Below are 25,834 nucleotides of genomic sequence, written 5' to 3' on the forward strand. Positions count from 1 at the left end.
CTTAGGGGAGTATTTTTCCCCCCTCTCCGAGGTCGGAGAGGGGGGTTGGGGGGGTGAGGTTTGTCTTGGTAATCATAATTACCTCAAGATAAATCTGCGGTGTTTAAAGAGGACTCTCGCTCCAGCAGCAGGGTGACGGGGCCATCATTTTCGATCGCAACTTGCATCATCGCCCCAAACTGACCCGTTTCCACCCGCAAACCTCTTTGGCGCAACTTATCCACAAAGCGATCGTACAAATCTTTCGCCACTTCGGGTGCAGCTGACTTATCAAAAGAGGGACGGCGACCTTTCCGACAATCCCCGTAGAGAGTAAACTGACTTACTACCAGCAGTTCGCCGCCAATTTCTTGGACAGATTTCTCCCAGCGACCCGAACCATTTTCCTCTTCTGGAAACAGTCGCAATTCCAGACATTTGCGAACCATCCAGTCGAGTTCTACTTCCGTATCCGTGCTGGAAATACCCACAAGCAAATTCAGTCCTCGACCAATTTTGCCGACGACTTCACCTGCAACTACAACTTGAGAAGATTTAACTCGCTGAACAACTACTCGCATAGCAATTTTAGATTTTAGATTTTAGATTTTAGATTAAGTTTGTCAATCCAAAATCCAAAATCCAAAATCCAAAATTGATGTTATTTCCCAAACCCTTTACCGCGATTGATAGAAGGCAGACAGACGCATTTTTGGATTTGCGCGAGTAAAGTTTCGCGATCGAGATCTTGCCCAATCAGCACCAACTGATTTTTCGGTTCACCTTTCCAATCCTCATCCTCAATCGTAAACCGCTTACCGCACAAGTGGAATACGTGACGCTTCGGACTTTCATCAAACCAAAGAATTCCTTTGGCTCGAAAAACATTGGCAGGCAATTGATTGTCTAAGAAATTTTGAAACTTCTTAATAGCCAAGGGCCGATCGCTTTGGAAAGAAATTGAGATAAAACCATCATTTTCTAAGTGGTTGGAATGATGGTGATGTTCGTGATGTTCGTGGTCGTGGTCGTGGTCGTGGTCATGACCGCAAGCAGAATGGTCGTGATGTTCGTGGTCGTGATGTTCGTGGTCGTGATGTTCGTGATGTTCGTGATTATGTTCTTTTGCCTCAGATTCAAAATACTTATCCGACTCAAATAAACCAACACTGAGGATCAGCGGAAGAGGAACTTGCGATTTCGTAGTTCGCAAAATTCTTGCCCCTTGCTTGATATCGCGAATTCGCACTTCTAGGGCATCAACATCAGTTTCATCGACCAAATCAGTCTTATTGAGCAGAATGATATCGCCATAGTTAATCTGACTGTAAGCAGCTTGGCTGTTGAACAAATCGAGGCTGAAATTTGCGGCATCCACCACCGTGACAATAGAATCCAGACGAGTCAAGTCTCGCAATTCTGTGCCTAAGAACGTGAGCGCCACGGGTAGCGGATCTGCCACTCCCGTTGTCTCCACCACTAAATAATCTATTTGGTCTTGCCGTTCTAAAACTTTGTATACTGCATTAACCAAATCGTTATTAATGGTGCAGCAGATACAACCATTACTCAGTTCCACCATGTCCTCGCCGGTGGTTACAATCAGTTCATTGTCAATGCCAACTTCGCCAAACTCATTGACCAGAACAGCTGTCTTAACGCCCTGCTGATTGGTCAAAATGTGGTTAAGGAGAGTAGTCTTACCGCTACCGAGAAAGCCGGTAATAATCGTCACCGGCAAACCGTGTTTTGGGGCATCGATTGTCTGGGATTGGTCAGGAGAAACTGCTGATTTCATAGCTGATCTGTGGAAAACGTCGGAAAATGAGAGGATAGAATAACAGTACGTTATGTACCGACACGAGGATGCTGGCAAACATCCCCGTCGCTCTCCCCTATTATTGCCGATTTATGAGAGGTTGTTATTTACTATGACCCTGACGCTTTACAATACGCTGACTCGTCGCCAGGAACCCTTTGAACCGCTGGAACAGGGTAAGGTGAATATGTACTGCTGCGGCGTGACGGTGTATGACTACTGCCATTTGGGTCATGCACGTTGCTACATTGTCTGGGATATGGTGCGACGCTATTTGGAGTGGCGCGGCTACGATGTGCGTTACGTGCAGAATTTCACCGATATTGACGATAAAATTCTCAATCGGGCCAGGGAACAGGGAGTATCGATGGAAGCCTTGGCTGAGAAATTTATCGATGCGTATTTTGAGGATATGAAACGCCTCAATGTGATGGAAGCGGACGAATATCCCCGTGCGACGCATACGCTGGATGGGATTAAGCGGTTGATTCACGAGTTGGAACACAAGGGTTACGCTTATCCTGCTGCTGGGGATGTTTACTACAAGGTGCGGCAATTTGCGGAGTATGGGAAGCTTTCGGGTCGGAATTTGGAGGATTTGCAAGCTGGGGCTAGCGGTAGAGTGGAGGAGGAAGACCCGGATGCGCCGAAGAAACAAGACCCGTTTGATTTTGCTCTCTGGAAGGCGGCGAAACCGGGGGAACCTTTTTGGGAGTCGCCTTGGGGTGCGGGTCGTCCGGGATGGCATATAGAATGCTCGGCGATGGTGCGTCAGACTTTTGGCGATACAATTGATATCCACTGCGGTGGTAATGAGTTGGCGTTTCCTCACCACGAAAATGAAATTGCTCAGTCTGAGGCGGTGACTGGTCAGCCTTTAGCGCGTTACTGGCTGCACAACGGTATGGTAAATGTGGATGGGAAGAAGATGTCCAAATCTTTGGGCAATTTTATTACGATCCGGCAGTTGTTGGATGGGCCGAATGCACCGGAGGCGATCGCAATTAGGTTATTTGTTTTGCAAACGAATTACAGTAAGCCGATCGATTTTACTCAAGATGCGATCGCATACGCCCAAAATAGCTGGCATACTATCAAAGAAGGTCTGCTGTTTGGCTCTAGGCACGGTTCTGAGCTAGGTTGGGAGAAAGTAGAGGAAAGCCTACTCAGCACTCAGCACCCAGCACTCAGCACTTTTCAAGAGGCGATGGATGATGACTTCAACTCGCCAGCAGCTTTAGCAGTCTTGTTCGAGTTAGCCAAAGAATTAGGCAAAGAAGGCAATATCCTCGTTCATGAAGGGAAAACCAAAACTCCGCCCGAAGTGCTACAACAACAGTGGCTCACTCTTGTCAGCCTCGCACAAGTCTTGGGTTTGTCAGCTAAGCCAGAAGAAAAAACTACTGCTACTGGTGGTTTAAGCGATGCGGAAATAGAAGCTTTGATTCAAAAGCGACAAGAAGCAAGAAAAGCTAAAAAATTTGCAGAAAGCGATCGTATCCGCAATGAACTCCAAGCCCAAGGCATTACCCTAATTGATACCGCAGAAGGTACGCGATGGCATAGAAACTAAACGTTGTCAGTTGTTAATTGTCAGTTGTCAGTTGTTAATTGTCAGTTGTTAATTGTCAGTTGTCAGTTGTCAGTTGTTAATTGTCAGTTGTCAGTTGTCAGTTGTTAATTGTTAATTGTCAGTTGTTAGTTGTTAATTGTTAGTTGTTAATTGTCAAATGACCACTGACCACTGACCACTGACCAATCACCACTGACCACTGACCACTGACCACTGACCACTGACCAAAATCCCCAATACCCCGATGATATTCGATCGCCGCACTGGTATTACCTTATCTAACCTGTTGCTGATTGTCGCCACCAGCTTGCTGCTAGTGCTGCTGTGGCAACTGCGGAGTCTGCTGATCATCCTGATGGTTGCCGTGGTAATAGCTGCTACGATTGCACCCTTCGTCGATGCTACCGAACGCCTGCGACTGCCTCGGTGGTTAGCAGCGATCATAGTTTATTTAACGCTAATTGCGATCGTCACAGGAGCGGGCGTGTTAATTGGCCCCACAGTAATCGAGCAAATTCAACTTCTCGCCGTCAATTTGCCCATTTATTTGGAAAATCTGCGATCGCTCATCGAGAATTTGATGGTTAAATTTAATAACGAGCGACCAGAATTAATCCGCCAACTTCTAGACCCCCAAATTTTAACAAACGGGGTAATTCGTTCCAGCCAACAGCTGTTGCTGCGCTCTTACGGTATCACCAAAGGAATTGTAGGCGGCGTTTTGAGCCTGATTTTAGCTTTATTAATTTCCGGTTATATGGTAGCAGATAGTAAAAACCTGATTAAAGGTTTGGTGCAGCTGTTTCCCTACCCTTGGAACGATCGTCTGGAAGCTCAAGTCATGCCAGTCAGCCAACGAATGGGGGGTTACATCCAAGGTAGACTTGGCGTTGCGGCAATTTTGGGCTTAGCAATTAGTGTAGGCTTAGGTTTCTTGGGACTATCCGAATTTGCATTAGGATTGGGCGCTATTGCTGGCGTCACCGATTTGATCCCCTTCTTCGGCCCAGTTCTCGGAGCGATTCCCGCTTTAATTGTGGCAATTTCCCAAGGCGGTTGGACGTTTCTGTGGGTGCTGTTATTGTTTGTAATTATCCAGAATTTGGAAACTTATCTGCTCGATCCTCTACTGGTGGGTTCTTCCGTGAGAGTACATCCACTGTATCAACTTCTAGCTGTACTGGGAGGAGCGCAAGTTTTAGGTATTATTGGCGCTTTGATTGTTCCCCCTTGGGTTGCAGGTGCATCGGTTGTACTGGAAAATCTTTATTTGCAACCCAAACGGATCGCGGAAAAACAAGCGGCGATAGTAACATCCACCGAAGATGATGATAGCGCCACCAAACCATCTCCAAGTTCTTTATCGGTTAACCGTTAAACGTAAAATGAGTTTTGTAATCTTATAATCAACAAATAAAAAGCCCCAGAGGATTCCTCTAGGGCTTAACCAGGGTGCATCTACCATTCTTTTCTTCTCCCGCAATTAGGTGCTATCCGGAAGGAGGGCAATTTAAGATTTAAGATTTAAGATTTAAGATTTAATTTCAATCAGCAATTGGAAAGAAGCAATTCAGCTTTTAGCCCCCACTCCCCCACTCCCCCACTCTCCCACTCCCCCACTCCCCCACTCCCCCACTATGTCCCTTTCCTCTTCTCTTCCTCGTCTCGCTCCGGCAGTCTATATTGTAGGGGCTGGCCCAGGCGATCCAGATTTGTTGACTGTCAAGGCACAGAAAATCTTGGCGCAAGCGGATGTAATTTTATTTGCAGATTCTCTGGTGCCTAAGCAGATTTTGGAGGGTGTCCGTGGGGATGCTGAGATTATCCGCACGGCAAATAAGACGCTGGAAGATATTCTGCCGGTGATGATCGAAAGGGTGCGATCGCACAAATCTGTCGTTCGTCTCCACTCCGGCGATCCCAGTCTCTACAGTGCCGTAAACGAGCAAATGCAAGCTTTGGTGGCAGCGGATATTCCTTTTGAGGTAATACCCGGAATTAGTGCTTTTCAGGCAGCTGCCGCTAAACTCAAAGTTGAGCTAACCGTACCGGAATTGGTACAAACAATTATCCTGACTCGTATTAGCGGCAGTGCTTCCGCAGTACCGGAACGGGAAGAATTAGCATCTCTGGCAGCACATCAGGCGAGTTTGTGCCTTTATCTAAGTGCGCGTCACGTAGAAGATGTCCAAATAAAGCTGATGGAACATTATCCAGTCGATACACCTGTGGCGATTTGCTTTCGATTGGGTTGGCCTGATGAAAAGATTTTACTGGTGCAGTTGCACCAAATGGCAGAAGTGACGCGACAAGAAAATTTAATCCGCACAACGCTTTATGTGATTAGTCCGGCGTTGGCAGCAGCTGAGGGGCAATCTGATTTTAGCCGATCGCGTCTTTACCACCCGGAACACTCACACTTGTTCCGCCACAAATCGGCTAAAAGTTAAACTCATATTTTGCGCCAGTGCCAGAAACCGGGTTTCTGGCAACTACCCAAAGCTTACAGCCTAGATTTTTCGTCTATAAACCCGGTTTCTCAGTACTTTCGCGACAGGTGTTTTGGAGGAAACTTTCAATGAAAGAAATCACGCGCCGGGAATTTATCATTGTCAGTACGCTGGCAGCTGGTTTTGCGATCGCAGTTCAGCCAATTTCTGCCCAAGTTATCAATACAAATACTCAAGGTTTGGTTGCTGGTGAAGTCAAGATTCCCGTAGAGGATGGCGAAATTCCGGCTTATCGGGCGATGCCTGCAAGGGGAACGGATTTCCCCGTGGTGCTGGTAGTGCAGGAGATTTTCGGCGTACACGAACACCTGCAAGATATCTGTCGCCGCTTTGCAAAATTGGGTTATTTAGCGATCGCACCTGAACTTTTTGCCCGTCAAGGCGATGTTTCCGAAATGAACGATATTCAAGAAATCATCGCCAAAGTTGTCTCTAAAGTTCCCGATGCTCAAGTTATGTCCGATTTGGATGCAACTGTTGATTGGGCACAAAAATCAAGTAAAGGAAACATCAACAAACTGGGAATTACAGGTTTTTGCTGGGGTGGGCGAATTGTGTGGCTGTATGCCGCTTACAGCCCCAGAGTAAAGGCTGGAGTTGCTTGGTACGGACGCCTGGTAAGCGATTCTACTTCTTTAACTCCCAAGCACCCGATTGACATCGCACCCTATTTGAAAGCGCCAGTACTGGGACTTTACGGCGGCAAAGATAATGGCATTCCCAACGATACGGTAGAACGGATGCGTCAGGCACTTAAACAAGGAAACAGCGGTTCGGAAATTGTCCTTTACCCAGATGCGCCGCACGGTTTCTTTGCCGACTATCGCCCATCTTACCGGAAGGAACAAGCTGAGGATGGCTGGAGAAAGCTACAGACTTGGTTTAAGGAACATGGGGTTGGTTGACAATTGCAAATTTCAGATTTAAGATTGCAGATTGAAAATTTCAAGATATCTTAAATCTCAAATCTCAAATCTGAAATTTTCTATGAGTTAGCAGATGCGATCGTTGCCTTGATTGCACGCAACAATTAAATGTTAAGGAACTAAGGATTGCTAAACTGAGCGATGTAGTCATCATCAGAGGGTAGACCATTGTTAGACGAACAAGCTAAAAAGACAATTCTGCGAAAGATTCCTCACGGACTCTACATCTGCGGAGTCAAGGATGGCGAAAATGTCAACGGCTTCACAGTCAGCTGGGTGATGCAAGCTTCTTTTCAACCGCCCTTGGTGGTAAATTGCGTTAAGCAAGATTCGGGATCGCACGCCATGATCGAAGCCAGCGGCGTCTTTGCCCTCAGCGTCCTGGAAGCCGGACAAAAAGACTTAGCCCAAAAATTCTTCAAACCCCAACGTCGCGTCGGCAATAAGTTTGAGGATGTGGACTTCTACTTGGGAGAAGAAACTGGTTGTCCCATCATCACAGACTCTTTAGGCTATGTAGAATGCAGGGTGATCGGCGCAGTCAAGCACGGCGATCATACCGTCTATGTCGGTGAAGTTATTGCCGCCGGAGTTCACGGGGAAGGCGAACCCCTGTTGCTAGAAAGTACTGGCTGGCAATACGGCGGGTAATCGAGGCTAGGGGCTAGGGGCTAGGGGCTAGGGGAAAATGTTTGTTCATCCGATACATTTTTGCTAGCGTTTGCTAACAAATACACTCTCTCAGAGAGGGCGTATCAACCAATGCGCGAAGGAAAATCCCTCGCGCACCATTCCAGTCCCGTGGCATATAAAGACCTGTAAGCTTGGACTTAATGATTTTTGCTCCCCCTAATTTGGGGACGATTTCACCAGTCCAACTCACTGTTTTGGAGGTATAGGCAACGTTTACATCAAGCACCACCTTTCCTGTTTCAAACGCTTTATGCTTAAGAAACTGTTTAAACTGGTAGTGAGATAGCGTCAGCATTTGTCTGACAGACTTTGCTCTAATTCTACGTTTTGCCTTAAGAGACATTTGAGATGTCTCAAATGTAGGAAGTAGAATAATGTCAAAGTTATCAACCAAGAATCGAGCTATCTTTTTGTGTAACTCCGAAACTAGGTTTGCAGAGTTCTGGAAAGGCGAGGATGAGTTAAACTGATGATGCTATAGCAACCGATGAAAGTCAGTTATGACGTTCTTAAGCTATTACGCATCTAAATCCAATCCAAAGACGGGCTTTCCTGCCCATCCCACAAGAAGTTCAGAAAAACTGACGGTCATTTTAGATGCGTAGCAGCTTAATTCCACCAAACCGTTCGGCTGAGCGCTCAGGGCTTTGCCCTTGATTCTAGTTCCTTCTTCCCCTAGCCCCTAGTCCCTAGCTAGATCTCTCTGTGCCGCGCCAGGTGATGGTACTACTATGACGCAAGCTCCCCTTCTCACTCCGCCTTCCACCGACCAGCGCCTTGTCTATTCCGGCACTACCTGGCAACAGTTCAAGCTGATTCAGGCTGGTTTTGCTGACTCTCCAGGCATTCGGCTGGCTTACTATGACAGCACCATTGAGATTATCATGCCGGGACGCGAACACGAAGTTTTTAGTCGGCTCATCGGCTTTTTGATTGGGTTATTTTGCCTGGAAAACGCCATTGAATTTGAACCCACGGGTTCCATGACCCAAGAACGAGAAGAAGAAGTCTCTGCCCAAGCTGATGAATCCTACTGTTTTGGGGCATCCAAGCCAATCCCCGATCTCGTCATCCAAGTCGTGTTCACCAGTGGCGGACTGAACAAGCTCAAGCGGTATCAAGCATTAGGAGTGCCTGAAGTGTGGTTTTGGCAAGACGGTCTATTCAGTCTCTATCGCCTACGCGATCGCCATTACGACAAAATCACCCACAGCGAAATTCCCGAACTGGCAACCCTCAGTATTGACCTGCTCACCCGCTGTGTGTTGATGGCTCAGACCTCTCGGTTGGAGGCAGCTCAAGAGTTTCGCAAGGCACTCAAATCGCCATCTCCTTAAGGCTTTGCCAACTCATAGCTAATGTCGGACTTACGCTTTTCGCCCCCCTAGCCCCCCAAATCTGGGGGGAGAAGAGTCTTGTTCCCCCCAGATTTGGGGGGCTAGGGGGGCGAAACCTTGGTTAGTGCGTAAGTCTTGTAATCGCTACTGCGCTTCCCCAATCAGCGTAAACGCCGCCCAGTCTTTAGGGTCGGGGTGTTGTTTGATTATCGTTAGCATGGCCTGACGCAGCGCCTGAGCTTTATCGGGCTGTTTTTGAAGATTTTGATAAAATTCGGTCATCAACGATGCTGTAGGGGCATCTGGCACTGACCACAGCGATACAAGTACGGTGGGTACACCGGCTGAAATCAAGGCGCGAGACAGCCCGATCACGCCATCCCCGGTAATTGTGCCTCTCCCAGTGTCGCAGGCACTCAAGACAACTAATTCGGCATTTAATTTCAAATCAAGGATTTCGCTGGCGGTAAGTAACCCGTTATCATTGCCAGAAGGAGCGAGAGCGATCGCACCAGGTACGCCCAACCCTTTAAAATCATCCAATAATCCGTGAGTTGCTAGATGAACAATCTTTGTAGTCGGTAACTTTTCCAAAATAGCAGCTTTGGTAGCTTGGTTACCAGTGATAGCTTTAGTATTCAATATTTGGGCAATAGCCAAAGCTTCTTTTTCCGCACCCGGTAAACTCGGCAATTGTTGCGGCGGTTGTCCGGGTGCAGGCGGTAGGCTGGGCATAGTAGGATTGCCAACAACTAGGAAATCTTTTTGTGATACTCGTTGCCGTTGTTGATGAGTTAATTCCAAAACCTGAATGGCAGGTGCTGTTAGGATGGTATGTTGTTGAATTAAATATTTTCCAGATGCGTCTTGAAGTGCTGCAAAGGGAACTAGAAACAGTTCTGCTTGTGGAATGAATATAACACGGGCGTTGGGATCTTTTGGGAGAAAATCAACAATTGGTTTGATGATAATTTGATAGAGTTGCTGTAATTGTTTAGTTTGGCTTAACCCATCCGATCGAACTTGCACTGTTAAACCGCGACCTCTGACACCGATGGAATCACGGCTGTTAATAACCAGGTCTTCTAGCGGCGATTTACCCCCGATCGTCCGCATGGATTTGAGGTCTACGCGCTGAAATTCTACTTTACCTGTCGGCTGAATTACCCATATATAAAGTTCATATTTATCAACGATCGAGTATTCAATTAGCGTAGCATTTTGTTGTTTGGCGATTTGTTTAATTTGTTCGATTGTGGGTGGTTTGATAATTTGTTGAACAGTCTCTTTAGAGGATAACCGTTTTGCCAACAACTCCACAAATGCCCGTGACCTTCCCCTTTCGGCAATTTCCAGTGCAGCTTCAATTTTATTCTCCGCAATGAGAACTTTTTGCAGCATTTTATAAGTACTAGATTGCGTTTCAAAGATGGATACTTTATTTGGATCGCTCAATCCCGGTCGCAAAGATTCTAGAACTGTAATTGCAGCGGATAGACTTTTTTCTGCTGATCCTAAATTGCCAGATTTAAAGAAAGCATTACCGATATTGTTTAAGGTTACGCTTTCCCCAGGTTTGTCGCCTATCTCTTGACGAATAACTAATGATTGTTGGTAAAAGTCTAATGCTTTAGGATACTGAGCCAGACCGTCGTAAATCGTGCCAATATTGTTGAGAGCTACTCCAACGCTTAGGCGATCGCCAATTGACTTGACAATGGCTAAGGCTTGCTGGTAAAAATCTAATGCTTTGTCAGACTGACCTAGATTATTGTAAGCTCTCCCAATATTATTGAGGCTTTTTCCTTCACCGGATTTGTCGCCAATTTCTCGGCGAATGGCTAAAGCTTGCTGATGAAATTCTAGTGCTTTATCGCTTTGACGGAGAGTATCGTAAACCACCCCGATGTTGTTAAGGGTTGTTCCTTCGCCCTTGCGATCGCCAACTTCTTTGCGAATGGCTAAAGCTTGCTGATATAATTCCAATGATTTGTCATACTGACCCAGATGATTGTAAACAAATCCAATACTGTTGAGTGTGTTGCCTTCGCCCTTGCGATCGCCAATTTCTTTGCGAATAGTTAAGACTTGCTGATAAAACTCTAGTGCTTTAGCATACTGCCCCTGATTATCGTAAAGCAAGCCAATATTGTTGAGGGTAAGGGCAACACTTGCCTTTTCCCCACGTTCTTGAGCAATTGCTAAAGCTTGCTGATATAGTTCCAGTGCTTTAGGATACTGACCCAAATTGTCATAAACTGCCCCAAGGTTGATGAGAGTAGTTTCTTCACCTTTCTTATTGCCAATTTCTCTGGCAATAGCTAAGGCTTGCTGATAAAATTCTTGTGCTTTGGGATACTGACCCAGACTAAGGTAAATTACCCCAATGTTGCTGAGCGTAACCCCAACGGTTTCTCGATCGCCAATTTCTTTGGCAATGACTAAGGCTTGCTGATAAAATTGCAATGCTTTGTCATACTGACCTAAATTGCGGTATAATCTGCCCATGCTGTTGAGGGTTAGTCCAACACCTTGCCGATCGCCAACTTCTGTCAGAAGAGCTAAGGCTTGCTGATAAAACTCTAGCGCCTGGGGAGATTGACCCAGCTTGAAATAAACTGCCCCGATATTGATCTGGACTCGCCCTTCACTTTCGCGATCGCGCAATTCTCTGGCAATATCCAAAGTTTGCTGATAAAACTCCAGCGCCTTGGGATACTGGCTCAAATTCTCGTAAACAAGTCCAATCTCATTGAGGGTTTCTCCAACGCCATTGCGATCGCCCATCCCCCGGCGAATAGCCAAAACCTGTTGAAACGTCTCAAGTGCTTCTTGAACTCGACCTTGGCGATGCTGGCGTCTACCTGCTTCAAAAAGCCGATCGGCCTCTGCCTTTGGATTTTGAGCCGTTTGTGCCTGTGCTGGTCGATCTAAAGTTACAGGGGTAAAGCTGAAACCCAGAAACAGGGTTGCAGTTACAAAGCCCACAGACATCAGACGAGGGTGCATAGCGCGATCGGAGATTCACATTTTTCATTCTAATCGTTATAATCTCCAACAGAGACTTTGACAGCCCTACTTTGTGATTGCAATCTATCCCGGCAGCTTCGATCCGATTACCCTTGGACACCTCGATGTTATACAGCGCGGGTGTAAACTATTTGAGCGAGTGGTCGTAGCAGTACTACGCAATCCCAATAAAATGCCCATGTTTACGGTGCAAGAGCGGCTTGACCAGATTCGCATATCCACGCAACATCTGCCTAATATAGAGCTAGACAGCTTTGACGGTCTTACCGTAAACTATGCCCAAATACGACAAGCCGTTGTAATTATCCGGGGTCTGCGGGTGCTTTCTGACTTTGAAAAAGAGTTGCAGATGGCGCATACCAATAAGACACTATCGGATAAAATCGAGACAGTTTTTCTGGCTACCTCGACTGAATATGGTTTTTTAAGCAGTAGCGTGGTAAAAGAGATAGCAAGATTTGGCGGCTCTGTCGATCATCTTGTTCCCAAGCACGTTGCAAAAGATATTTACAACAAATGTTACGCCAAAACCCACCCCGAATCAGCCCCGACATCGACGAACCCAGCTCTCAAGATGAACTGTCCCAACGTGGAACTGGAGGCGTAGATATTCAGCGAGAACTCAACCGCATGGAGGAGATGATTCTCGATAGTCCACGCATTCCCCTGACTCGTCGCACGTTAGTTGATGAAGAACATCTGTTAGAACAACTAGATCTCATCCGGCTAAATTTGCCAAATGCTTTTGAAGAAGCAGAAGCGATTATCCGGGAAAAGGAAGAGTTGCTTCAGCAAGCGGAACAATACGCCCATAAAATTATTGAGACGGCCCAGCAACGCGCCGCTCAGATTTTAGATGAAACGGGTATTGTTCGGCAGGCAAAACAAGAGGCGCAGCAACTCTGGCAAATGGTACAGAATGAGTGCGGTGCTGCACAAGAACAGACTCTGGCTGAAATCGAACGTTTGCACCGGGAAGCTCAAGCGGAACTGGAGGAGATACGCGCTAAAGCCATTTCAGAAGCCGACGCCATTCAAAACGGCGCTGATGAATATGCCGAAAGGGTTCTCAATAACATTGAGCAGCAGTTGAATGATATGCAGCGTATAGTCCGCAACGGACGCCAGCAGCTGCAACAAGCGGACTCCCCACCGCTTGTAGTAAAAACGCCTCCTGGTTCTCTGTTTCCACGCTCATCATCCCCAATACCACCGAAGAAGAGCTAGGGTAATTTTAGATTTTAGATTTTAGATTTTAAATTGAAATATATGTTCAATCTAAAATCTGCAATTCTTCAATTTGCTGGCTCTTTCGGAGTTGATATGCTTTTGTTCAATTTAAGAACATTTTTATTTCTTTTCTCCTCTTCCCCTCTGCTCCTCTGCTCCTCTGCTCCTCTGCTCCTCTGCCCGGTCATAATTGATGAAGTTACTTTGCCTGAGTAATGGTCATGGGGAGGATGCGATCGCTGTTCGGATATTGAAAGAACTACAGCAGCGTCCCAATGCCCCAAAAATAGCAGCCCTACCTATAGTTGGCGAAGGCCAAGCCTACACTGAGCTAGGAATTCCCCTCATCGCACCGACGCGAAAAATGCCCTCCGGTGGCTTTATTTATATGGATGGGCGTCATTTGTGGCGAGATATACGGAGCGGCTTACTCCAACTGCTCTGGTGGCAGTTTAGGGCAGTACAGGGTTGGAAACAACAGGGCGGAATTATCTTAGCCGTGGGGGATATTGTCCCCTTGTTGCTTGCCTGGTTAAGTGGGGCTCCTTATGCCTTCGTCGGCACCGCTAAATCGGAATATTACCTGCGGGATGAAGCTGGCCCGCTGCCGAGAAGATCCCAGGCGCAGCGCTGGGAAGGTTGGTCGGGGTCGGTTTATCTGCCTTGGGAACGTTGGCTGATGAGTCGCAAGCGTTGTAAAGCAGTGTTTCCTAGAGATAGTCTGACGGCGGAAATCTTGCAAAAATGGTCAATTCCGGCTTTTGATTTGGGAAATCCGATGATGGATGACCTTGAGCCTGAGACTCCACGGGCGGTTTTTTATGCCTCAGATGCTGAGAAAGTGGAGCAAGCGCGATCGCTCACCATCACTTTAATACCCGGTTCCAGAGCCCCAGAAGCCTACGCCAATTGGCAACAAATACTCCCGACTCTAGCTGGGGTGATGGAAGCCTTTCGCGACCGCACAGTGCTGTTTCTGGGCGCGATCGCACCAGTGCTAAGCCTAGACCCTTTACGTGAAGCCCTGGAAGCAGAAGGCTGGCGTTTAGTTAATCCTGAATCGCCTGGGCACTTCCTGGGCACTCAGCACTCAGCACTCAGCACTCAAGCCGCATCGGTGTTTACCCAAGGGAAATCTACCCTAATCTTGACTCAGCGAGCGTTTGGCGATTGTTTGCAGCAAGGAGACTTTGCGATTGCGATGGCTGGAACCGCTACAGAACAGTTTGTGGGATTGGGCAAACCGGCGATCGCAATCCCAGGTAAAGGCCCACAATTTACCCCCGCCTTCGCAGAAGCCCAAACTCGCCTGTTGGGGCCATCACTAATTTTAGCTAAACAACCAAGGGAAGTTGCCGAGATCGTGCGATCGCTCCTGCGCGATCCCGATCGACTCCAACTGATTGCTGATAATGGTCGCCGTCGGATGGGTAAGCCCGGATCTGCCGATCGCATTGCCGACTGTTTAATGGAGAAATTACTAGGATAAGTCAGCTTTTTTGCGTCATTAGTCAAGTGCTATATCAGTGCATCCCTGTAGATCCGTGTCTTGCTGGTCATATCATGTTTTTATATCGTGTCTGGTTGCATCGTTAGTATTTATTTTGATGTCGTCAAATTTTCTGTTGTCATCGGTGGTTAATTTTTTACCACAGATGAAGAGAGATGAACACAGATGAACACAGATAAGAATAAGAACAGAAATTTTTTAGGCAATAGATGCGTAAGGACATGATATTAGCCAAAATCGGACACTGCGATCCCGGAAGCCAGAGCAACGTAAAATTGAGGCTATGTGACATTTAGGGTGCTGAAGTCTTTTATGGCTCGAACTTTTCACTTATCAAAGGAAATTTCATGGATTTCGGTATTTCTATCTTGCCCTTAGCCTTTCAATTTGCTTCCCCAGGGCCGATTTTCTTTCAGCTTGGGCCACTAAGCATCCGCTGGTACGGTTTGTTAATTGCCTCAGCGGTATTGATTGGGGTAACCCTTTCTGGGTACTTAGCCAAGCGCCGTAACATCAACCCAGACTTACCCGGCGAACTGGCAATCTGGCTTGTGGTGGCGGCAATTCCTTCCGCCCGACTTTATTACGTATTGTTTCAGTGGTCGGAATACGCCAATAACCCAGCTGATATCATCGCGATTTGGAAAGGTGGCATTGCCATTCACGGCGCTATCTTGGGCGGCATAGTAGCGGCTTTAATCTTTGCACGAGTTCAAAAAGTCTCATTCTGGCAATTAGCAGATCTAGTCGCTCCCTCTCTAATTCTAGGTCAGGCGATCGGACGCTGGGGCAATTTCTTCAATTCAGAAGCTTACGGAGCCCCCACCGATTTACCCTGGAAAGTTTATATTCCCTTTGAGAGCCGCCTGCCGGGATATAAAAATTTTGAATACTTCCATCCCACCTTTCTCTATGAGTCCATCTGGGATTTAATGGTGTTTGGGATACTGCTCACCCTATTCTTTCGCTCTCTGAAGGGAAATCCCCGCCTGAAAGTAGGAACCCTGGCACTCGTTTACCTTGTGTTTTACAGCATCGGTCGCTTCTGGATTGAAGGATTGCGAACCGATAGCCTCATGCTAGGGCCTTTGCGTATGGCTCAAATGGTGAGTATAGTGGGTATTGTCCTGGGATTAGCAGGTTTGGCTTGGCTTTACCTTTTGAGACGATCGCTTCCCGATACAGTCACAGCTAATCATAACCAATTAGACAATGACGAAGAGTAAGATCCAAAAAGTAGCCAACTAAAAGAGTGATTCTTCTCTCTCGCTCCTCACCACATCAACCTCACCCTCCTAACCTCTGTTGTTTAAACTACCACCTTAATAACCAAGAAATTATTAGTTTCATAGTCAGTCGGATTCATCCCTGTAGTCAATCCAAAATCCTTTCATCCAAAATCTAAAATCGAATGACTTATTGCCTTGGCATTATTACCCGCTTTGGTCTTGTTATAGCTGCTGACTCTCGCACTAATGCGGGTGTCGATTACATTTCGACCTACCAAAAACTCTTCGATTTTTCCTATCCTGGAGAGCGGGCGATTCTGATGTGTACTTCTGGAAACCTATCAATCACCCAGGCGGTGCTTACCTTAATCCGCAAAGATCTCAAAGCTCAAGACGAAGCAAATATCCACTCGCTCCCAAATCTGTACGAAATCGCTCGTTATATAGGGGGAAAAATTAGGCAAATTCAGGAGCAAGACAGAGCTTGGTTACAAAAAGACGGCATCGATTTCAAATGCAGCATTCTCCTGGGCGGACAAATTAGAGGCGAAGAACCCGAACTTTATCTGATTTACAGCCAGGGTAATTTTATTCAAGCCACGCCGGAAACACCTTTTTTACAGATAGGTGAAACTAAATACGGCAAGCCAATTTTAGACCGCACTCTCAATTATGACACGCCCCTGGAAGCCTGCGCTAAATGTGCCCTGCTTTCGATCGACTCAACGATGAAATCAAATATTTCTGTAGGGCCACCAATTAGCATGGTGATGTACGAAACTGACTCTCTTGCTATTCGGCATAAACTGCAACTGCGCTTGGGAGATATCTATCTAGCTAAGGTTCGCAAATGGTGGGAAGAGTCTGTGAGAAACGCTTTCGATTATATGCCCGATATCGAATGGCAATACTATCCAGAATCATCGGAAGAAGATGTTGTGATTGATTGATTCATATAACTTTTTTAATCATCGATCCTTAGTCATTAGTTGACCGCGATAGGAGAAGTAAGTGAGTAGGCGACAGAAGCAAATCAAATCCCATAATTATGTAGCGAATCACACACTAAAATTTAAGTGCGATCGACTATGCTCAAGATCAGAATTTATGTCAACTAGGAGATTTGAAATATGATCCGCATAGTGGGTTACCAACTACTTGAAAAAATCTACGAAGGCTCAAGAACCCTAGTCTATCGAGGAATTTCTACAACTCAGCCAAAACCCGTCATTCTCAAACTGCTCAAAGCCGAATACCCCAGCTTTACAGAACTCGTTAGATTTCGCAATCAATACACCATTGCCAAAAACCTCAACATTCCCGGAGTAGTCAAACCCCTAAGTCTGGAAAACTACCGCAACAGTTTTGCCTTAATTATGGCCGATGAAGGTTGTATTGCCCTTAGTGACTACCGCCGCAACGAACCTCTCAGTCTTAATGAATTTTTTCCCATTGCGATCCAAATTGCTAAAATCTTAGAAGGACTATACATAAACCGAGTTATCCATAAAGATATTAAACCGCCTAATATTTTAATTCATCCCGAAACAAAAGAAGTTAAAATCATTGATTTTAGCATCGCTTCGCTGTTACCCAGAGAAACCCAAATTCTTCAAAATCTTAACGTCATTGAAGGTACTCTCGCTTATATTTCGCCAGAACAAACCGGAAGGATGAATAGGGGACTGGACTACCGCACAGATTTCTATTCACTCGGTGTCACCTTTTACGAACTCCTTACCGGAAAACTGCCATTTCAAGCAACAGAACCGATCGAGTTAATTCACTGTCATATTGCCCGCCAACCAACTCCCCCTATTGAATTAAATCAGAACATTCCCCAAATTCTCAACGATATTGTGGTAAAATTGATGGCGAAAACGGCGGAATACCGTTATCAAAGTGCTAGAGGACTGCGACATGATTTAGAAATTTGTCAGCAACAATATCAAGCAACAGGTAAGATCGTTAATCTTACCTTGGGAGAACGAGATATTACAGAACAGTTTATTATTCCTGAAAAGCTCTACGGACGAGAAGCGGAAGTCGAAACTTTGTTAGCTGCCTTCGATCGCGTTAGTGAGGGTGCAACTGAACTAATGTTAGTCGCAGGATTTTCGGGAATTGGTAAAACCGCTGTCGTTAACGAAGTACATAAACCAATTGTGCGGCAACGTGGCTATTTTGTTTCAGGCAAATTTGACCAATTTCAGCGTAATATCCCATTTTATGCGATCGCGCAAGCCTTACGTCATCTAATGCGACAACTGCTGACCGAAAATGCGGCGCAACTAGCTCAATGGCGCAGTCAAATTTTATCAGAACTAGGTGAAAACGCACAGGTAATTATTGATGTTATCCCCGAACTAGAACAAATTATCGGTCAGCAACCAGAAGCTACCGAACTGACAGGTAATGCTGTCCAAAATCGGTTTAATTTATTGTTTAGCAAGTTTGTCCAAATGTTCGCGACGCGATCGCATCCTTTGGTAATATTTTTGGACGATTTGCAGTGGGTCGATACCGCCTCCCTTGCCTTGCTCAAGTTGTTGATGAGCGAGACTTCTACTCCCTATTTACTGATCGTTGGCGCTTATCGGGATAATGAAGTTTCTCCAGTACATCCTCTAATGCTAACTTTAGCAGAGATTCGCGAAGCCAAGGCAACAGTCAATCAAATTACCCTAGCTCCTTTAGATCTGCTTAACCTAAACCGCCTAATTGCTGATACCTTGAATTGCAATTTGTCACTAGCATTGCCATTAACAAAATTGGTATTGGAACGAACCAAAGGCAACCCATTTTTCACAAATCAATTGCTAAAATACTTATATGAAGATGGATTGATTGCGTTTAATTTGAGTGGCCGCTATTGGGAATGCGATATGGCTGGAGTTAAAGCGAAAACTTTAACTGATAACGTAGTCGAATTCATGGCAATCCAATTGCAAAAGTTACCCAAAAATACTCAACAAGTATTGCAATTAGCAGCTTGTATTGGTAACCAATTTGACTTAAATACGCTGGCGATAGTGAATGAAACAGCCCAAGCCCAGACGGCAACTGATTTGTGGAGAGCGTTGCAAGAAGGGCTAGTGATTCCGATTAGTGAAACTTACAAATTTTTTCAAAGTGAGGAATCAGTTAAAGTAGCAGAAATCAAAGATATATCTCTACCTTACAAGTTCCTCCACGATCGAGTGCAACAAGCCGCTTATTCTCTGATTCCAGAAGCAGATAAAAAAATAACCCACTTAACAATTGGTCGGCTGTTGTTGAAAAATACCAATTCCGAACAATCGGAAGAGCGAATATTTGAAATAGTTAATCAATTAAATATGGGCATTGATTTAATCACCAATCAATCGGAAAAAGACGAACTAGCAAAACTAAACTTAATCGCTGCACAAAAAGCAAAAGCAGCAACAGCTTACGAGTCGGCACTTAAATATTTCAATATTGGTTTAATATTGCTGCCTGATAATAGTTGGGAAAATGATTACGATTTAACACTGAATCTTCATGTCAAAGCAGCCGAAGCAGCATATTTGAACACGGACTTTGAACAGATAGACAAATTAACACAGTTAGTGCTACAAAAAGCACGGAATCTGCTAGATAAAGTAAAAATATACGAAGTAAAAATATTATCTTATGTAGCACAAAATAATATGATGTCCGCGATCCAAACAGGGCGACAAATTTTGCAAATGTTGGGAGTAACTTTTCCTGAAAACCCCACTTTCGCAGATATTCAGCTTGCACTGCAAGAAACGGCATTAACATTAAAAGACAAAAGGATTGAGGAATTAATAGATTTGCCACAAATGACCGATGCTTATCAACTAGCAGCTATGCGTATGATTGCCAGCATATCTCCGGCTGCCTATCAAGCATCTCCGTTACTTTTTCCTCTATTAGTATTAAAACGGGTGATGATATCTATACAATATGGCAATGCTTCTGAGTCTGGTTTTACCTATGGCAGTTATGGGATTATTCTGTGTGGGGTAGTAGGCGATATCGATACAGGATATCAATTCGGTAACCTAGCTTTAAACCTGTTGTCCCAACTGAAGATTCGCGATCAAAAAGCTAAAATATTAGTCGTATTTAATGGCAATACATTAATTTGGAAACAACATTTAAAACATAGTTTGAAACCTTTATTAGAAGCTTATCAAAGTGGAATGGAAACTGGCGATCTAGAATTTGCTGGCTATGCTGTATATATCTTCTGCTTCTATAACTATTTCTGCGGTAAAGAACTAGCAGGACTGGAACGCGATCTAGAAAATTACAGCACACAATTAGCCCAAATCAAACAAGAAGCGACTCAGAATTATCATAATATTTATTGGCAAGCAGTTTTGAATTTGCTGGGTAAATCTGCAAATCCGTGTTTATTAGTCGGTGAAGGTTACGACGAAGTGAAAAACCTGCCAATTCATCAAGAGCGGAAAGATATTGCGGCGCTGTTTCATTTATACTTTAATAAGTTGATTCTTGGTTATCTTTTCCAAGAATTTTTGGAAGCTGTTAGCCATGCAGCGATGGCAGAACAATATTTAGCCAGCGTAACAAGTTCGGCACTTGTACCTATATTTTATTTTTATGCTTCTTTGGCAAAACTGGCTATTTTCCCGGAACAAAGTTTTGATGAAAAAGAAGAAATTATCGCACGAGTAAATGCTAATCAGGAAAAAATGCAAAATTGGGCAAATCATGCGCCGATGAATTTTTTGCATAAGTTTTATTTGGTGGAAGCGGAGAAACATCGGGTTCTAGGAGAAAAGATGGAAGCAATGGAAATGTACGATCGCGCGATCTCCCTCGCAAAAGAAAATGGTTACATCCAAGAAAAAGCTCTAGCACGAGAATTAGCAGCCAAGTTTTATCTCGCTTGGGGTAAAACTGACATTGCGGAAACCTACATGACCAAAGCATATTACGCCTACGCACGCTGGGGAGCCAAAGCTAAAGTTAATGACTTAGAAAAACGCTATCCCCAACTACTTGCTCCCATCTTAACGGCGACCCAAACTCGCCCCAACCTACGTCAGACAGTTACTAACACGGGAACTGTCACTTCGACTGGCTCTGAAACTTCCGCAATTCTCGATTTGTCAGCAGTCTTGAAAACATTTCAAACTCTTTCTGAGGCGATCGAACTTAATAAGTTACTTTCAACTGTAATGAAAGTAGCCCTAGAAAACGCGGGAGCTTCCCAAGCGGCTCTGATTTTACCACAGTCCGATCAATGGGTAATCGCTGCTAGCGTTACTGCCGATCGCAATCAACAGCAACTTGATTCAGTTGTGCCACTATCAATAGGAATAGAAGACAGCCAAGCAATTCCTCGAAGTATCATAAATTATGTCAAAAATACATTAAAAACTGTAGCTTTAGACGATGCTACAACTGAAAAGGAATTTGCGGCTGATAGTTATATCCAGCAGCATCAACCCAAATCAATTTTGTGTACGCCGCTCTTAAATCAAGGTGAACTAATTGGGATTCTGTACTTAGAAAATCGTCTGGCAAAAGCAGCTTTTACTAAAGAACGATTGCAGGTGTTAAAATTGTTGAGTTCCCAGGCAGCAATCTCATTAAAAAATGCTAATCTTTACCATGATTTGCAGCTTTCTGAAGCACGGGAACGAGAAAAAGCAGAGCAGTTAGCACAATCTTTACATAAGTTGCAAGAAGCTCAATTACAACTGATTCAAAATGAAAAAATGTCAGCCTTGGGTAATTTAATGGCGGGACTAGCCCATGAAATTAACAACCCAGTAGGTTTTATTGCTGGCAATGTTGACCAGGCTAATACGGCGCTCCAAGATTTGATAAATTACCTACAATTGTATCAAGAAAAATTTCCTAATCCGGGGACAGAACTTGAAGAGAAAGCAGAGGATATAGAGTTAGAATATATCCTAGAAGATTTACCGCAAATGCTGGGTTCAATGAAAACGGGAGCAGAGCGGATTCGCGAGATTAGCTCGTCGATGCGAACTTTCTCTCGCGCTGATACTTCATCAAAAGTTTTGGCTAATATCCATGAGGGAATTGATAGCACTTTAATGATTTTACAATATCGCTTGAAACCGAAGGATACTCGTCCGGCGATTCAAGTAATTAAGGAATATGGAGAAATACCACAGCTAAAATGTTATTTCGGACAGTTGAATCAGGTGTTTATGAATATTTTGGGTAACGCAATAGACGCTCTGGATGAAGCAAATCAGGGGCGCTCTTTTGCTGAAATTACAGCGAATCCCAATCAGATTACTATTTGCACTGAAGTTTTAGAAGCGGAAACTGCTGTCGTTATTCGCATCAAAGATAATGCTGCTGGAATGTCAGATGAGGTAAAAGAGCGCGTATTTGACCACTTATTTACTACGAAAGCAGTGGGGAAAGGAACTGGTTTGGGGTTGTCTATTTCCCGTCAGATTGTGGAAGAAAAACATGGAGGTAAGCTGAGTTGTATTTCTGTGCCAGGAGAGGGAACAGAATTTACGATTCAGATTCCGATTTAGTCGTGGCGATCGATTAGACTTCTATTCACCCAAAGCAGCGTATTATACAGAACAATTCTGGCGATCGGCGAGACAATGGCATCTTGGAGAACTCTTGAAAGCAGCATTGTTGTTGCTGGTGTAGTCGATTGCCAAAGGCGATAAAGAATAAAGATGAGTATGACTAGGATATTTAACAGTTCTAAATTTCTTCAGCCGACGGACGGAGAGCCTATTCGTTCGATCGTCACGGAATCTAAGGATGCCGTCGTTGTAGCTTGGTACATCAAGCCGGGTCAGCAAATCCTTCCCCACATCCATCCTAACGGACAAGATACCTGGACTGTTTTGACCGGGAAAGGAGAATATTATTTGGATAAAGCAGGTACGACGAAGCCTCTAGTTGCAGGAGATGTGGTAATCGCTCATACCGGATGCGTACACGGAGTATTAAACAACGGCGATGAGCCATTGGTTTTTATTTCAGTGGTGTCGCCAGCCGATGCGGGGTATGAACTTATTTCGTTAGAAGATACTTTATCTCTGTATTCCTAACAATTTTGGTATTATACTCAGCACGGTCTGTGACCATGCTTTTTTGATCCCTGTAGGGGCTCCGCTGAGTGCGTGCCGTAGGCATTAGCATTCCGTCAAAGATCTTTGGGTTCAACCAACAAATTATTCACGGAATGCTTCGCCCATTTATGCCCGTGCGAAGTATAACGAACAGACTTTTGAGAAGTTTGTGCAAGTTAGTCATTAGTTATTAGGGATAAGTGAGTTTTTATTTGCGATCGCACTCCTGTGCCTTGCCAACCTCCTGTAATGGGGGCAGCATATATGGGTAATGCGCTGGCAGCTAAAGCGATATAACTATCGGCTACTGCTAATCCCTGACTGGGATCGTAGCCTCGCCAACCTGCTCCTGGCAAATATACTTCTGCCCAAGCATGAAGATCTCGTTTCTGTTGATCTGGATCTCCTTGCTGATAACCGCTGACAAATCTAGCGGCTAAACCTACAGCGCGACAAACTTCCATAAATAAAACTGCCAAGTCGCGACAAGAACCCAATTTTTGGTTCCAAGTGACGCCACCAGGAAGCGCTTCGCCGGTTTCTCTCCTAATATATTGGCAATTCTCGTAGATGCGTTGATTTAGTTGCATCAAGAAAGTAGCAATTTGATAATCCGCCGCAAAGCCAATATCTTGAGCCAATTGTATGACTGCGGGGTCTGCATTTATTTGATATTGCGGTTGCAAATATGGCTGAAGTTGGGATAACATTGATGCTGGGTAGTCGATCGGCAAACTTAAAGCCCAAGGTTCTAGTAGGTAATCAAAAGGATTTGTGCGATAGGTTTCAACTTCTGAGCGGACTTCGATTTTCAGATAATCTGTGGAACCACCAAACCAAGTTTGCAGTATGGCATTACCGTCTAAATCGGTAATGTGAGAAATACCAATTGGTTCGGGGTCAATTTCCAGGAAAAAAGAAAGCAGTTTCTGAGTGCCATCACAACGCGATCGCAATCTGATAATGTGCGGATTTAAAACGACCGATCGATCGTAAGTGTAGGTGGTAGTGTGAACGATTTGGTAGCGCATCCTGATTTTAGATTTTTAACTAAGTTATATCATGTCGGGTTGCATCGGTAGCGTAAGCGTGATGCGAGAAATTGTCTGTTGTCATCGAGGGTTAAATTTTAACCACAGATGAACACAGATGAACACAGATAAGAGAGTTATTTTTTTTTTGACAACCGATGCCACCGGACATGATATTAGACCGTTAATATCTGCTGAGTAAGAAACTGATGACACATAAAACTGTTAAGACGATCGCGCCAATTTTCAATCCCTGCAAAACAACCTGAATTGGCAATATAATCGTACCGAGCTGCTGCAACATCCCCATCATGTCAGCTTCTCCCCAATGTTCCGCAATCTTTCCATCTACAATCCAGTCTATATGAATGAATGATACCGTAACCCGCTTACCTGTGGGAGCGAAACCTTGCAATTTTCCTTGATGCGTGGCAGCAAATATCCCACGGGTGACAACTTTATCTTCCTCTACAAGGATATCTTCAAAGCTGTGGCGGATATCTGGGAAAGCGGCGCGGAACATGACCCCAAACTCTTTGAACGTTTCGCGATTTAACGTTCCAGGGTTGCCGGGAATGTGCGCGACAAAGTTAGGAGCGAGCATTTCTTCTAACTTATCTAAATTGCCATTGTCGAAGTCTTCATAATATTGAAGAACAATAGCTTTTTTCTGTTCTATAGACATAGGATATTCGTGTTTTACCTAAAATTAACTAATTGGTTTTAAGGCAAAGAAGGTTTCAAAAATGTTGTTGCCGACGCCATAAATTTGCTGCTGCAAGTCGTTGAGACATTCATGCAATCCCATTTGAACGATCTCTTCAATGGACAAATAGTCCAACTCAGAGCGCAATCGACCCAAAGAACGTTCTGCGGGGTTACTCCAGGTGCCGGGAGAAGATCCAGTAATTTGATGGAGCGATCGCTCCGCCTGCATCAGACAAAATCGAATCGATCGCGGAAACTCTCGATCTAAAATTAAAAATTCCGCCACACCAGTTGGTGTAATGCGATGTTGGCATTTGCGATACATCTCGTAAGCACTAGCCGATCGCAATAACCCCATCCACTGCAATTCATCCAGCGTGGTGCCTACATCTTTTACCGAAGGTAGAAGCAGGAAATATTTCACATCTAAAATTCGAGCAGTTTTATCGGCTCGTTCTAGAAAGCGTCCCATTTGACCGAAATGCCAACCTTCATTATGAGTCATGGTGGCATCCATCACACCAGCAAATAGGTGGCTAGCCAGTTTTACTTCTGTAAAAAAATCTTGCGGTTCAAAGGTTGCTTGTCCTTCGGCTGCATCTTGTACCATGAAATAGAACGTATTCACCTGTTCCCACATTTCCGAAGAAATGATTTCTCGAATAGATCGAGCATTTTCTCTGGCAGATCGAAGGCAGGAAATGATAGAGTTGGCATTATCGCGATCGAAAGTGAGGAACTGAATGACATTTTCGGCTGTAGCTTCCCCGTAACGATCCTGAAATACAGGCAAGTCGCCAGTTGTCAACACCAACGGTTCCCACTGCTGCGCGACACCCGTAGGGGAATCCAGAATTAGATTGACATTTGCATTGATAAAACGAGCAATATTTTCTGCCCGTTCAACATAACGATTAAGCCAGTAGATAGCATCTGCAACGCGACTAAGCATTTTTGTCAGTGGTCAGTGGTTAGTTGTTAGTTGTCAGTTGTCAGTTGTCAGTTGTCAGTTGTCAGTTGTCAGTTGTTAGTGGTCAGTTGTCAGTGGTCAGTTGTTAGTTGTTAGTTGTCAGTTGTCAGTTGTTAGTTGTCAGTTGTTAGTTGTCAGTTGTTAGTTGTCAGTTGTTAGTTGTCAGTTGTTAGTTGTCAGTTGTTAGTTGTC

General features: G+C 44.8%; 21 protein-coding genes. 13 read left to right on the top strand and 8 right to left on the bottom strand.

Translation table 11 applies throughout. The features are described 5' to 3' along the window. Positions 1-83: 83 nt before the first annotated feature. Both dtd and LAY57_RS24285 read right to left on the bottom strand, forming a co-directional pair. Positions 84-560, bottom strand: coding sequence for a D-aminoacyl-tRNA deacylase (dtd, locus tag LAY57_RS24280; protein ID WP_249069679.1), 477 nt, complete (start codon positions 558-560; stop codon positions 84-86). A gap of 80 nt (positions 561-640) precedes the next feature. Then, a complete protein-coding gene (locus LAY57_RS24285; RefSeq protein WP_249069680.1) occupies positions 641-1,777 on the bottom strand; it encodes a CobW family GTP-binding protein in 1,137 nt (378 codons plus the stop codon). 133 nt (positions 1,778-1,910) lie between these two features. Here LAY57_RS24285 and cysS point away from each other — a divergent pair, with 133 nt between their 5' ends. After that, on the top strand, positions 1,911-3,371 hold the full coding sequence (cysS, locus tag LAY57_RS24290; protein WP_249069710.1) for a cysteine--tRNA ligase: 1,461 nt from the start codon (positions 1,911-1,913) through the stop codon (positions 3,369-3,371). A gap of 186 nt (positions 3,372-3,557) precedes the next feature. On the opposite strand, the gene LAY57_RS24295 is transcribed toward cysS, so the two are convergent. Then, positions 3,558-3,722, bottom strand: a complete 165-nt coding sequence (locus LAY57_RS24295; protein ID WP_249069713.1) for a hypothetical protein — start codon at positions 3,720-3,722, stop codon at positions 3,558-3,560. 4 nt (positions 3,723-3,726) lie between these two features. Between LAY57_RS24295 and LAY57_RS24300 the strand changes: the two genes are divergently transcribed. The 4 genes from LAY57_RS24300 (at position 3,727) to LAY57_RS24315 (ending at position 7,458) form a co-directional block, all read left to right on the top strand. Further along, positions 3,727-4,749, top strand: coding sequence for an AI-2E family transporter (locus LAY57_RS24300; RefSeq protein WP_522729855.1), 1,023 nt, complete (start codon positions 3,727-3,729; stop codon positions 4,747-4,749). A 259-nt stretch (positions 4,750-5,008) separates the two neighbouring features. Further along, complete coding sequence (gene cobM, locus LAY57_RS24305; RefSeq protein ID WP_249069681.1) at positions 5,009-5,821, top strand: precorrin-4 C(11)-methyltransferase; 813 nt, start codon at positions 5,009-5,011, stop codon at positions 5,819-5,821. A 128-nt stretch (positions 5,822-5,949) separates the two neighbouring features. After that, the gene (locus tag LAY57_RS24310; protein ID WP_249069682.1) at positions 5,950-6,786 is read left to right on the top strand and encodes a dienelactone hydrolase family protein; all 837 of its coding nucleotides are present in this window, start codon (positions 5,950-5,952) and stop codon (positions 6,784-6,786) included. 189 nt (positions 6,787-6,975) lie between these two features. Next, a complete protein-coding gene (locus LAY57_RS24315; RefSeq protein ID WP_249069683.1) occupies positions 6,976-7,458 on the top strand; it encodes a flavin reductase family protein in 483 nt (160 codons plus the stop codon). A 73-nt stretch (positions 7,459-7,531) separates the two neighbouring features. Here the strand turns inward: LAY57_RS24315 and LAY57_RS24320 are convergent, their stop codons facing one another. After that, on the bottom strand, positions 7,532-7,843 hold the full coding sequence (locus LAY57_RS24320) for a zinc ribbon domain-containing protein (RefSeq protein WP_338022478.1): 312 nt from the start codon (positions 7,841-7,843) through the stop codon (positions 7,532-7,534). A 388-nt stretch (positions 7,844-8,231) separates the two neighbouring features. Here LAY57_RS24320 and LAY57_RS24325 point away from each other — a divergent pair, with 388 nt between their 5' ends. Next, positions 8,232-8,837 carry a Uma2 family endonuclease gene (locus tag LAY57_RS24325; RefSeq protein WP_249069684.1) on the top strand — a complete coding sequence of 202 codons (606 nt, stop codon included), beginning with the start codon at positions 8,232-8,234 and terminating at the stop codon, positions 8,835-8,837. 144 nt (positions 8,838-8,981) lie between these two features. Here the strand turns inward: LAY57_RS24325 and LAY57_RS24330 are convergent, their stop codons facing one another. Further along, the gene (locus LAY57_RS24330; protein ID WP_249069685.1) at positions 8,982-11,846 is read right to left on the bottom strand and encodes a CHAT domain-containing protein; all 2,865 of its coding nucleotides are present in this window, start codon (positions 11,844-11,846) and stop codon (positions 8,982-8,984) included. A 73-nt stretch (positions 11,847-11,919) separates the two neighbouring features. Here LAY57_RS24330 and coaD point away from each other — a divergent pair, with 73 nt between their 5' ends. From coaD to LAY57_RS24365, 7 genes are all read left to right on the top strand, one after another. After that, positions 11,920-12,474, top strand: coding sequence for a pantetheine-phosphate adenylyltransferase (gene coaD, locus LAY57_RS24335; protein WP_249069686.1), 555 nt, complete (start codon positions 11,920-11,922; stop codon positions 12,472-12,474). Beyond that, entirely contained in the window at positions 12,384-13,094 is a 711-nt protein-coding gene (locus LAY57_RS24340; RefSeq protein ID WP_249069687.1) for a F0F1 ATP synthase subunit B, read from the top strand. The genes coaD and LAY57_RS24340 overlap by 91 nt, the downstream gene beginning before the upstream one ends. Positions 13,095-13,290: 196 nt before the next feature. After that, a complete protein-coding gene (locus LAY57_RS24345; RefSeq protein WP_249069688.1) occupies positions 13,291-14,586 on the top strand; it encodes a lipid-A-disaccharide synthase-related protein in 1,296 nt (431 codons plus the stop codon). Positions 14,587-14,954: 368 nt separating this feature from the next. Next, positions 14,955-15,833 (top strand): prolipoprotein diacylglyceryl transferase, encoded by an 879-nt coding sequence (lgt, locus tag LAY57_RS24350; protein ID WP_249069689.1) that lies wholly within the window; start codon positions 14,955-14,957, stop codon positions 15,831-15,833. 185 nt (positions 15,834-16,018) lie between these two features. Beyond that, on the top strand, positions 16,019-16,786 hold the full coding sequence (locus LAY57_RS24355; RefSeq protein ID WP_249069690.1) for a proteasome-type protease: 768 nt from the start codon (positions 16,019-16,021) through the stop codon (positions 16,784-16,786). Positions 16,787-16,966: 180 nt separating this feature from the next. Next, positions 16,967-22,378 (top strand): trifunctional serine/threonine-protein kinase/ATP-binding protein/sensor histidine kinase, encoded by a 5,412-nt coding sequence (locus LAY57_RS24360; RefSeq protein ID WP_249069691.1) that lies wholly within the window; start codon positions 16,967-16,969, stop codon positions 22,376-22,378. A 159-nt stretch (positions 22,379-22,537) separates the two neighbouring features. After that, on the top strand, positions 22,538-22,912 hold the full coding sequence (locus tag LAY57_RS24365) for a cupin domain-containing protein (protein ID WP_249069692.1): 375 nt from the start codon (positions 22,538-22,540) through the stop codon (positions 22,910-22,912). Between the two features lie 197 nt (positions 22,913-23,109). Here the strand turns inward: LAY57_RS24365 and LAY57_RS24370 are convergent, their stop codons facing one another. The 3 genes from LAY57_RS24370 to LAY57_RS24380 all read right to left on the bottom strand — a co-directional run bounded on the left by LAY57_RS24370 (position 23,110) and on the right by LAY57_RS24380 (position 25,624). Then, positions 23,110-23,964, bottom strand: a complete 855-nt coding sequence (locus tag LAY57_RS24370; RefSeq protein ID WP_249069693.1) for a transglutaminase family protein — start codon at positions 23,962-23,964, stop codon at positions 23,110-23,112. Between the two features lie 184 nt (positions 23,965-24,148). Further along, positions 24,149-24,649, bottom strand: coding sequence for an ester cyclase (locus LAY57_RS24375; RefSeq protein ID WP_249069694.1), 501 nt, complete (start codon positions 24,647-24,649; stop codon positions 24,149-24,151). Between the two features lie 24 nt (positions 24,650-24,673). Continuing rightward, positions 24,674-25,624 (bottom strand): alpha-E domain-containing protein, encoded by a 951-nt coding sequence (locus tag LAY57_RS24380; RefSeq protein ID WP_249069695.1) that lies wholly within the window; start codon positions 25,622-25,624, stop codon positions 24,674-24,676. Between the last annotated feature and the right edge of the window lie 210 nt (positions 25,625-25,834).

It is taken from the genome of Argonema antarcticum A004/B2, from assembly GCF_023333585.1.
Taxonomy (GTDB): domain Bacteria; phylum Cyanobacteriota; class Cyanobacteriia; order Cyanobacteriales; family Aerosakkonemataceae; genus Argonema; species Argonema antarcticum.

What these genes read in the sequence shown, in the direction of transcription:
- dtd (WP_249069679.1), bottom strand. Translation starts at nt 560, where the DNA reads ATGCGAGTAGTTGTTCAGCGAGTTAAATCTTCTCAAGTTGTAGTTGCA.
- LAY57_RS24285 (WP_249069680.1), bottom strand. Translation starts at nt 1,777, where the DNA reads ATGAAATCAGCAGTTTCTCCTGACCAATCCCAGACAATCGATGCCCCA.
- cysS (WP_249069710.1), top strand. Translation starts at nt 1,911, where the DNA reads ATGACCCTGACGCTTTACAATACGCTGACTCGTCGCCAGGAACCCTTT.
- LAY57_RS24295 (WP_249069713.1), bottom strand. Translation starts at nt 3,722, where the DNA reads ATGATCAGCAGACTCCGCAGTTGCCACAGCAGCACTAGCAGCAAGCTG.
- LAY57_RS24300 (WP_522729855.1), top strand. Translation starts at nt 3,727, where the DNA reads ATGGTTGCCGTGGTAATAGCTGCTACGATTGCACCCTTCGTCGATGCT.
- cobM (WP_249069681.1), top strand. Translation starts at nt 5,009, where the DNA reads ATGTCCCTTTCCTCTTCTCTTCCTCGTCTCGCTCCGGCAGTCTATATT.
- LAY57_RS24310 (WP_249069682.1), top strand. Translation starts at nt 5,950, where the DNA reads ATGAAAGAAATCACGCGCCGGGAATTTATCATTGTCAGTACGCTGGCA.
- LAY57_RS24320 (WP_338022478.1), bottom strand. Translation starts at nt 7,843, where the DNA reads ATGTCTCTTAAGGCAAAACGTAGAATTAGAGCAAAGTCTGTCAGACAA.
- LAY57_RS24325 (WP_249069684.1), top strand. Translation starts at nt 8,232, where the DNA reads ATGACGCAAGCTCCCCTTCTCACTCCGCCTTCCACCGACCAGCGCCTT.
- LAY57_RS24330 (WP_249069685.1), bottom strand. Translation starts at nt 11,846, where the DNA reads ATGCACCCTCGTCTGATGTCTGTGGGCTTTGTAACTGCAACCCTGTTT.
- LAY57_RS24340 (WP_249069687.1), top strand. Translation starts at nt 12,384, where the DNA reads ATGTTACGCCAAAACCCACCCCGAATCAGCCCCGACATCGACGAACCC.
- LAY57_RS24345 (WP_249069688.1), top strand. Translation starts at nt 13,291, where the DNA reads ATGAAGTTACTTTGCCTGAGTAATGGTCATGGGGAGGATGCGATCGCT.
- lgt (WP_249069689.1), top strand. Translation starts at nt 14,955, where the DNA reads ATGGATTTCGGTATTTCTATCTTGCCCTTAGCCTTTCAATTTGCTTCC.
- LAY57_RS24355 (WP_249069690.1), top strand. Translation starts at nt 16,019, where the DNA reads ATGACTTATTGCCTTGGCATTATTACCCGCTTTGGTCTTGTTATAGCT.
- LAY57_RS24360 (WP_249069691.1), top strand. Translation starts at nt 16,967, where the DNA reads ATGATCCGCATAGTGGGTTACCAACTACTTGAAAAAATCTACGAAGGC.
- LAY57_RS24365 (WP_249069692.1), top strand. Translation starts at nt 22,538, where the DNA reads ATGACTAGGATATTTAACAGTTCTAAATTTCTTCAGCCGACGGACGGA.
- LAY57_RS24370 (WP_249069693.1), bottom strand. Translation starts at nt 23,964, where the DNA reads ATGCGCTACCAAATCGTTCACACTACCACCTACACTTACGATCGATCG.
- LAY57_RS24375 (WP_249069694.1), bottom strand. Translation starts at nt 24,649, where the DNA reads ATGTCTATAGAACAGAAAAAAGCTATTGTTCTTCAATATTATGAAGAC.
- LAY57_RS24380 (WP_249069695.1), bottom strand. Translation starts at nt 25,624, where the DNA reads ATGCTTAGTCGCGTTGCAGATGCTATCTACTGGCTTAATCGTTATGTT.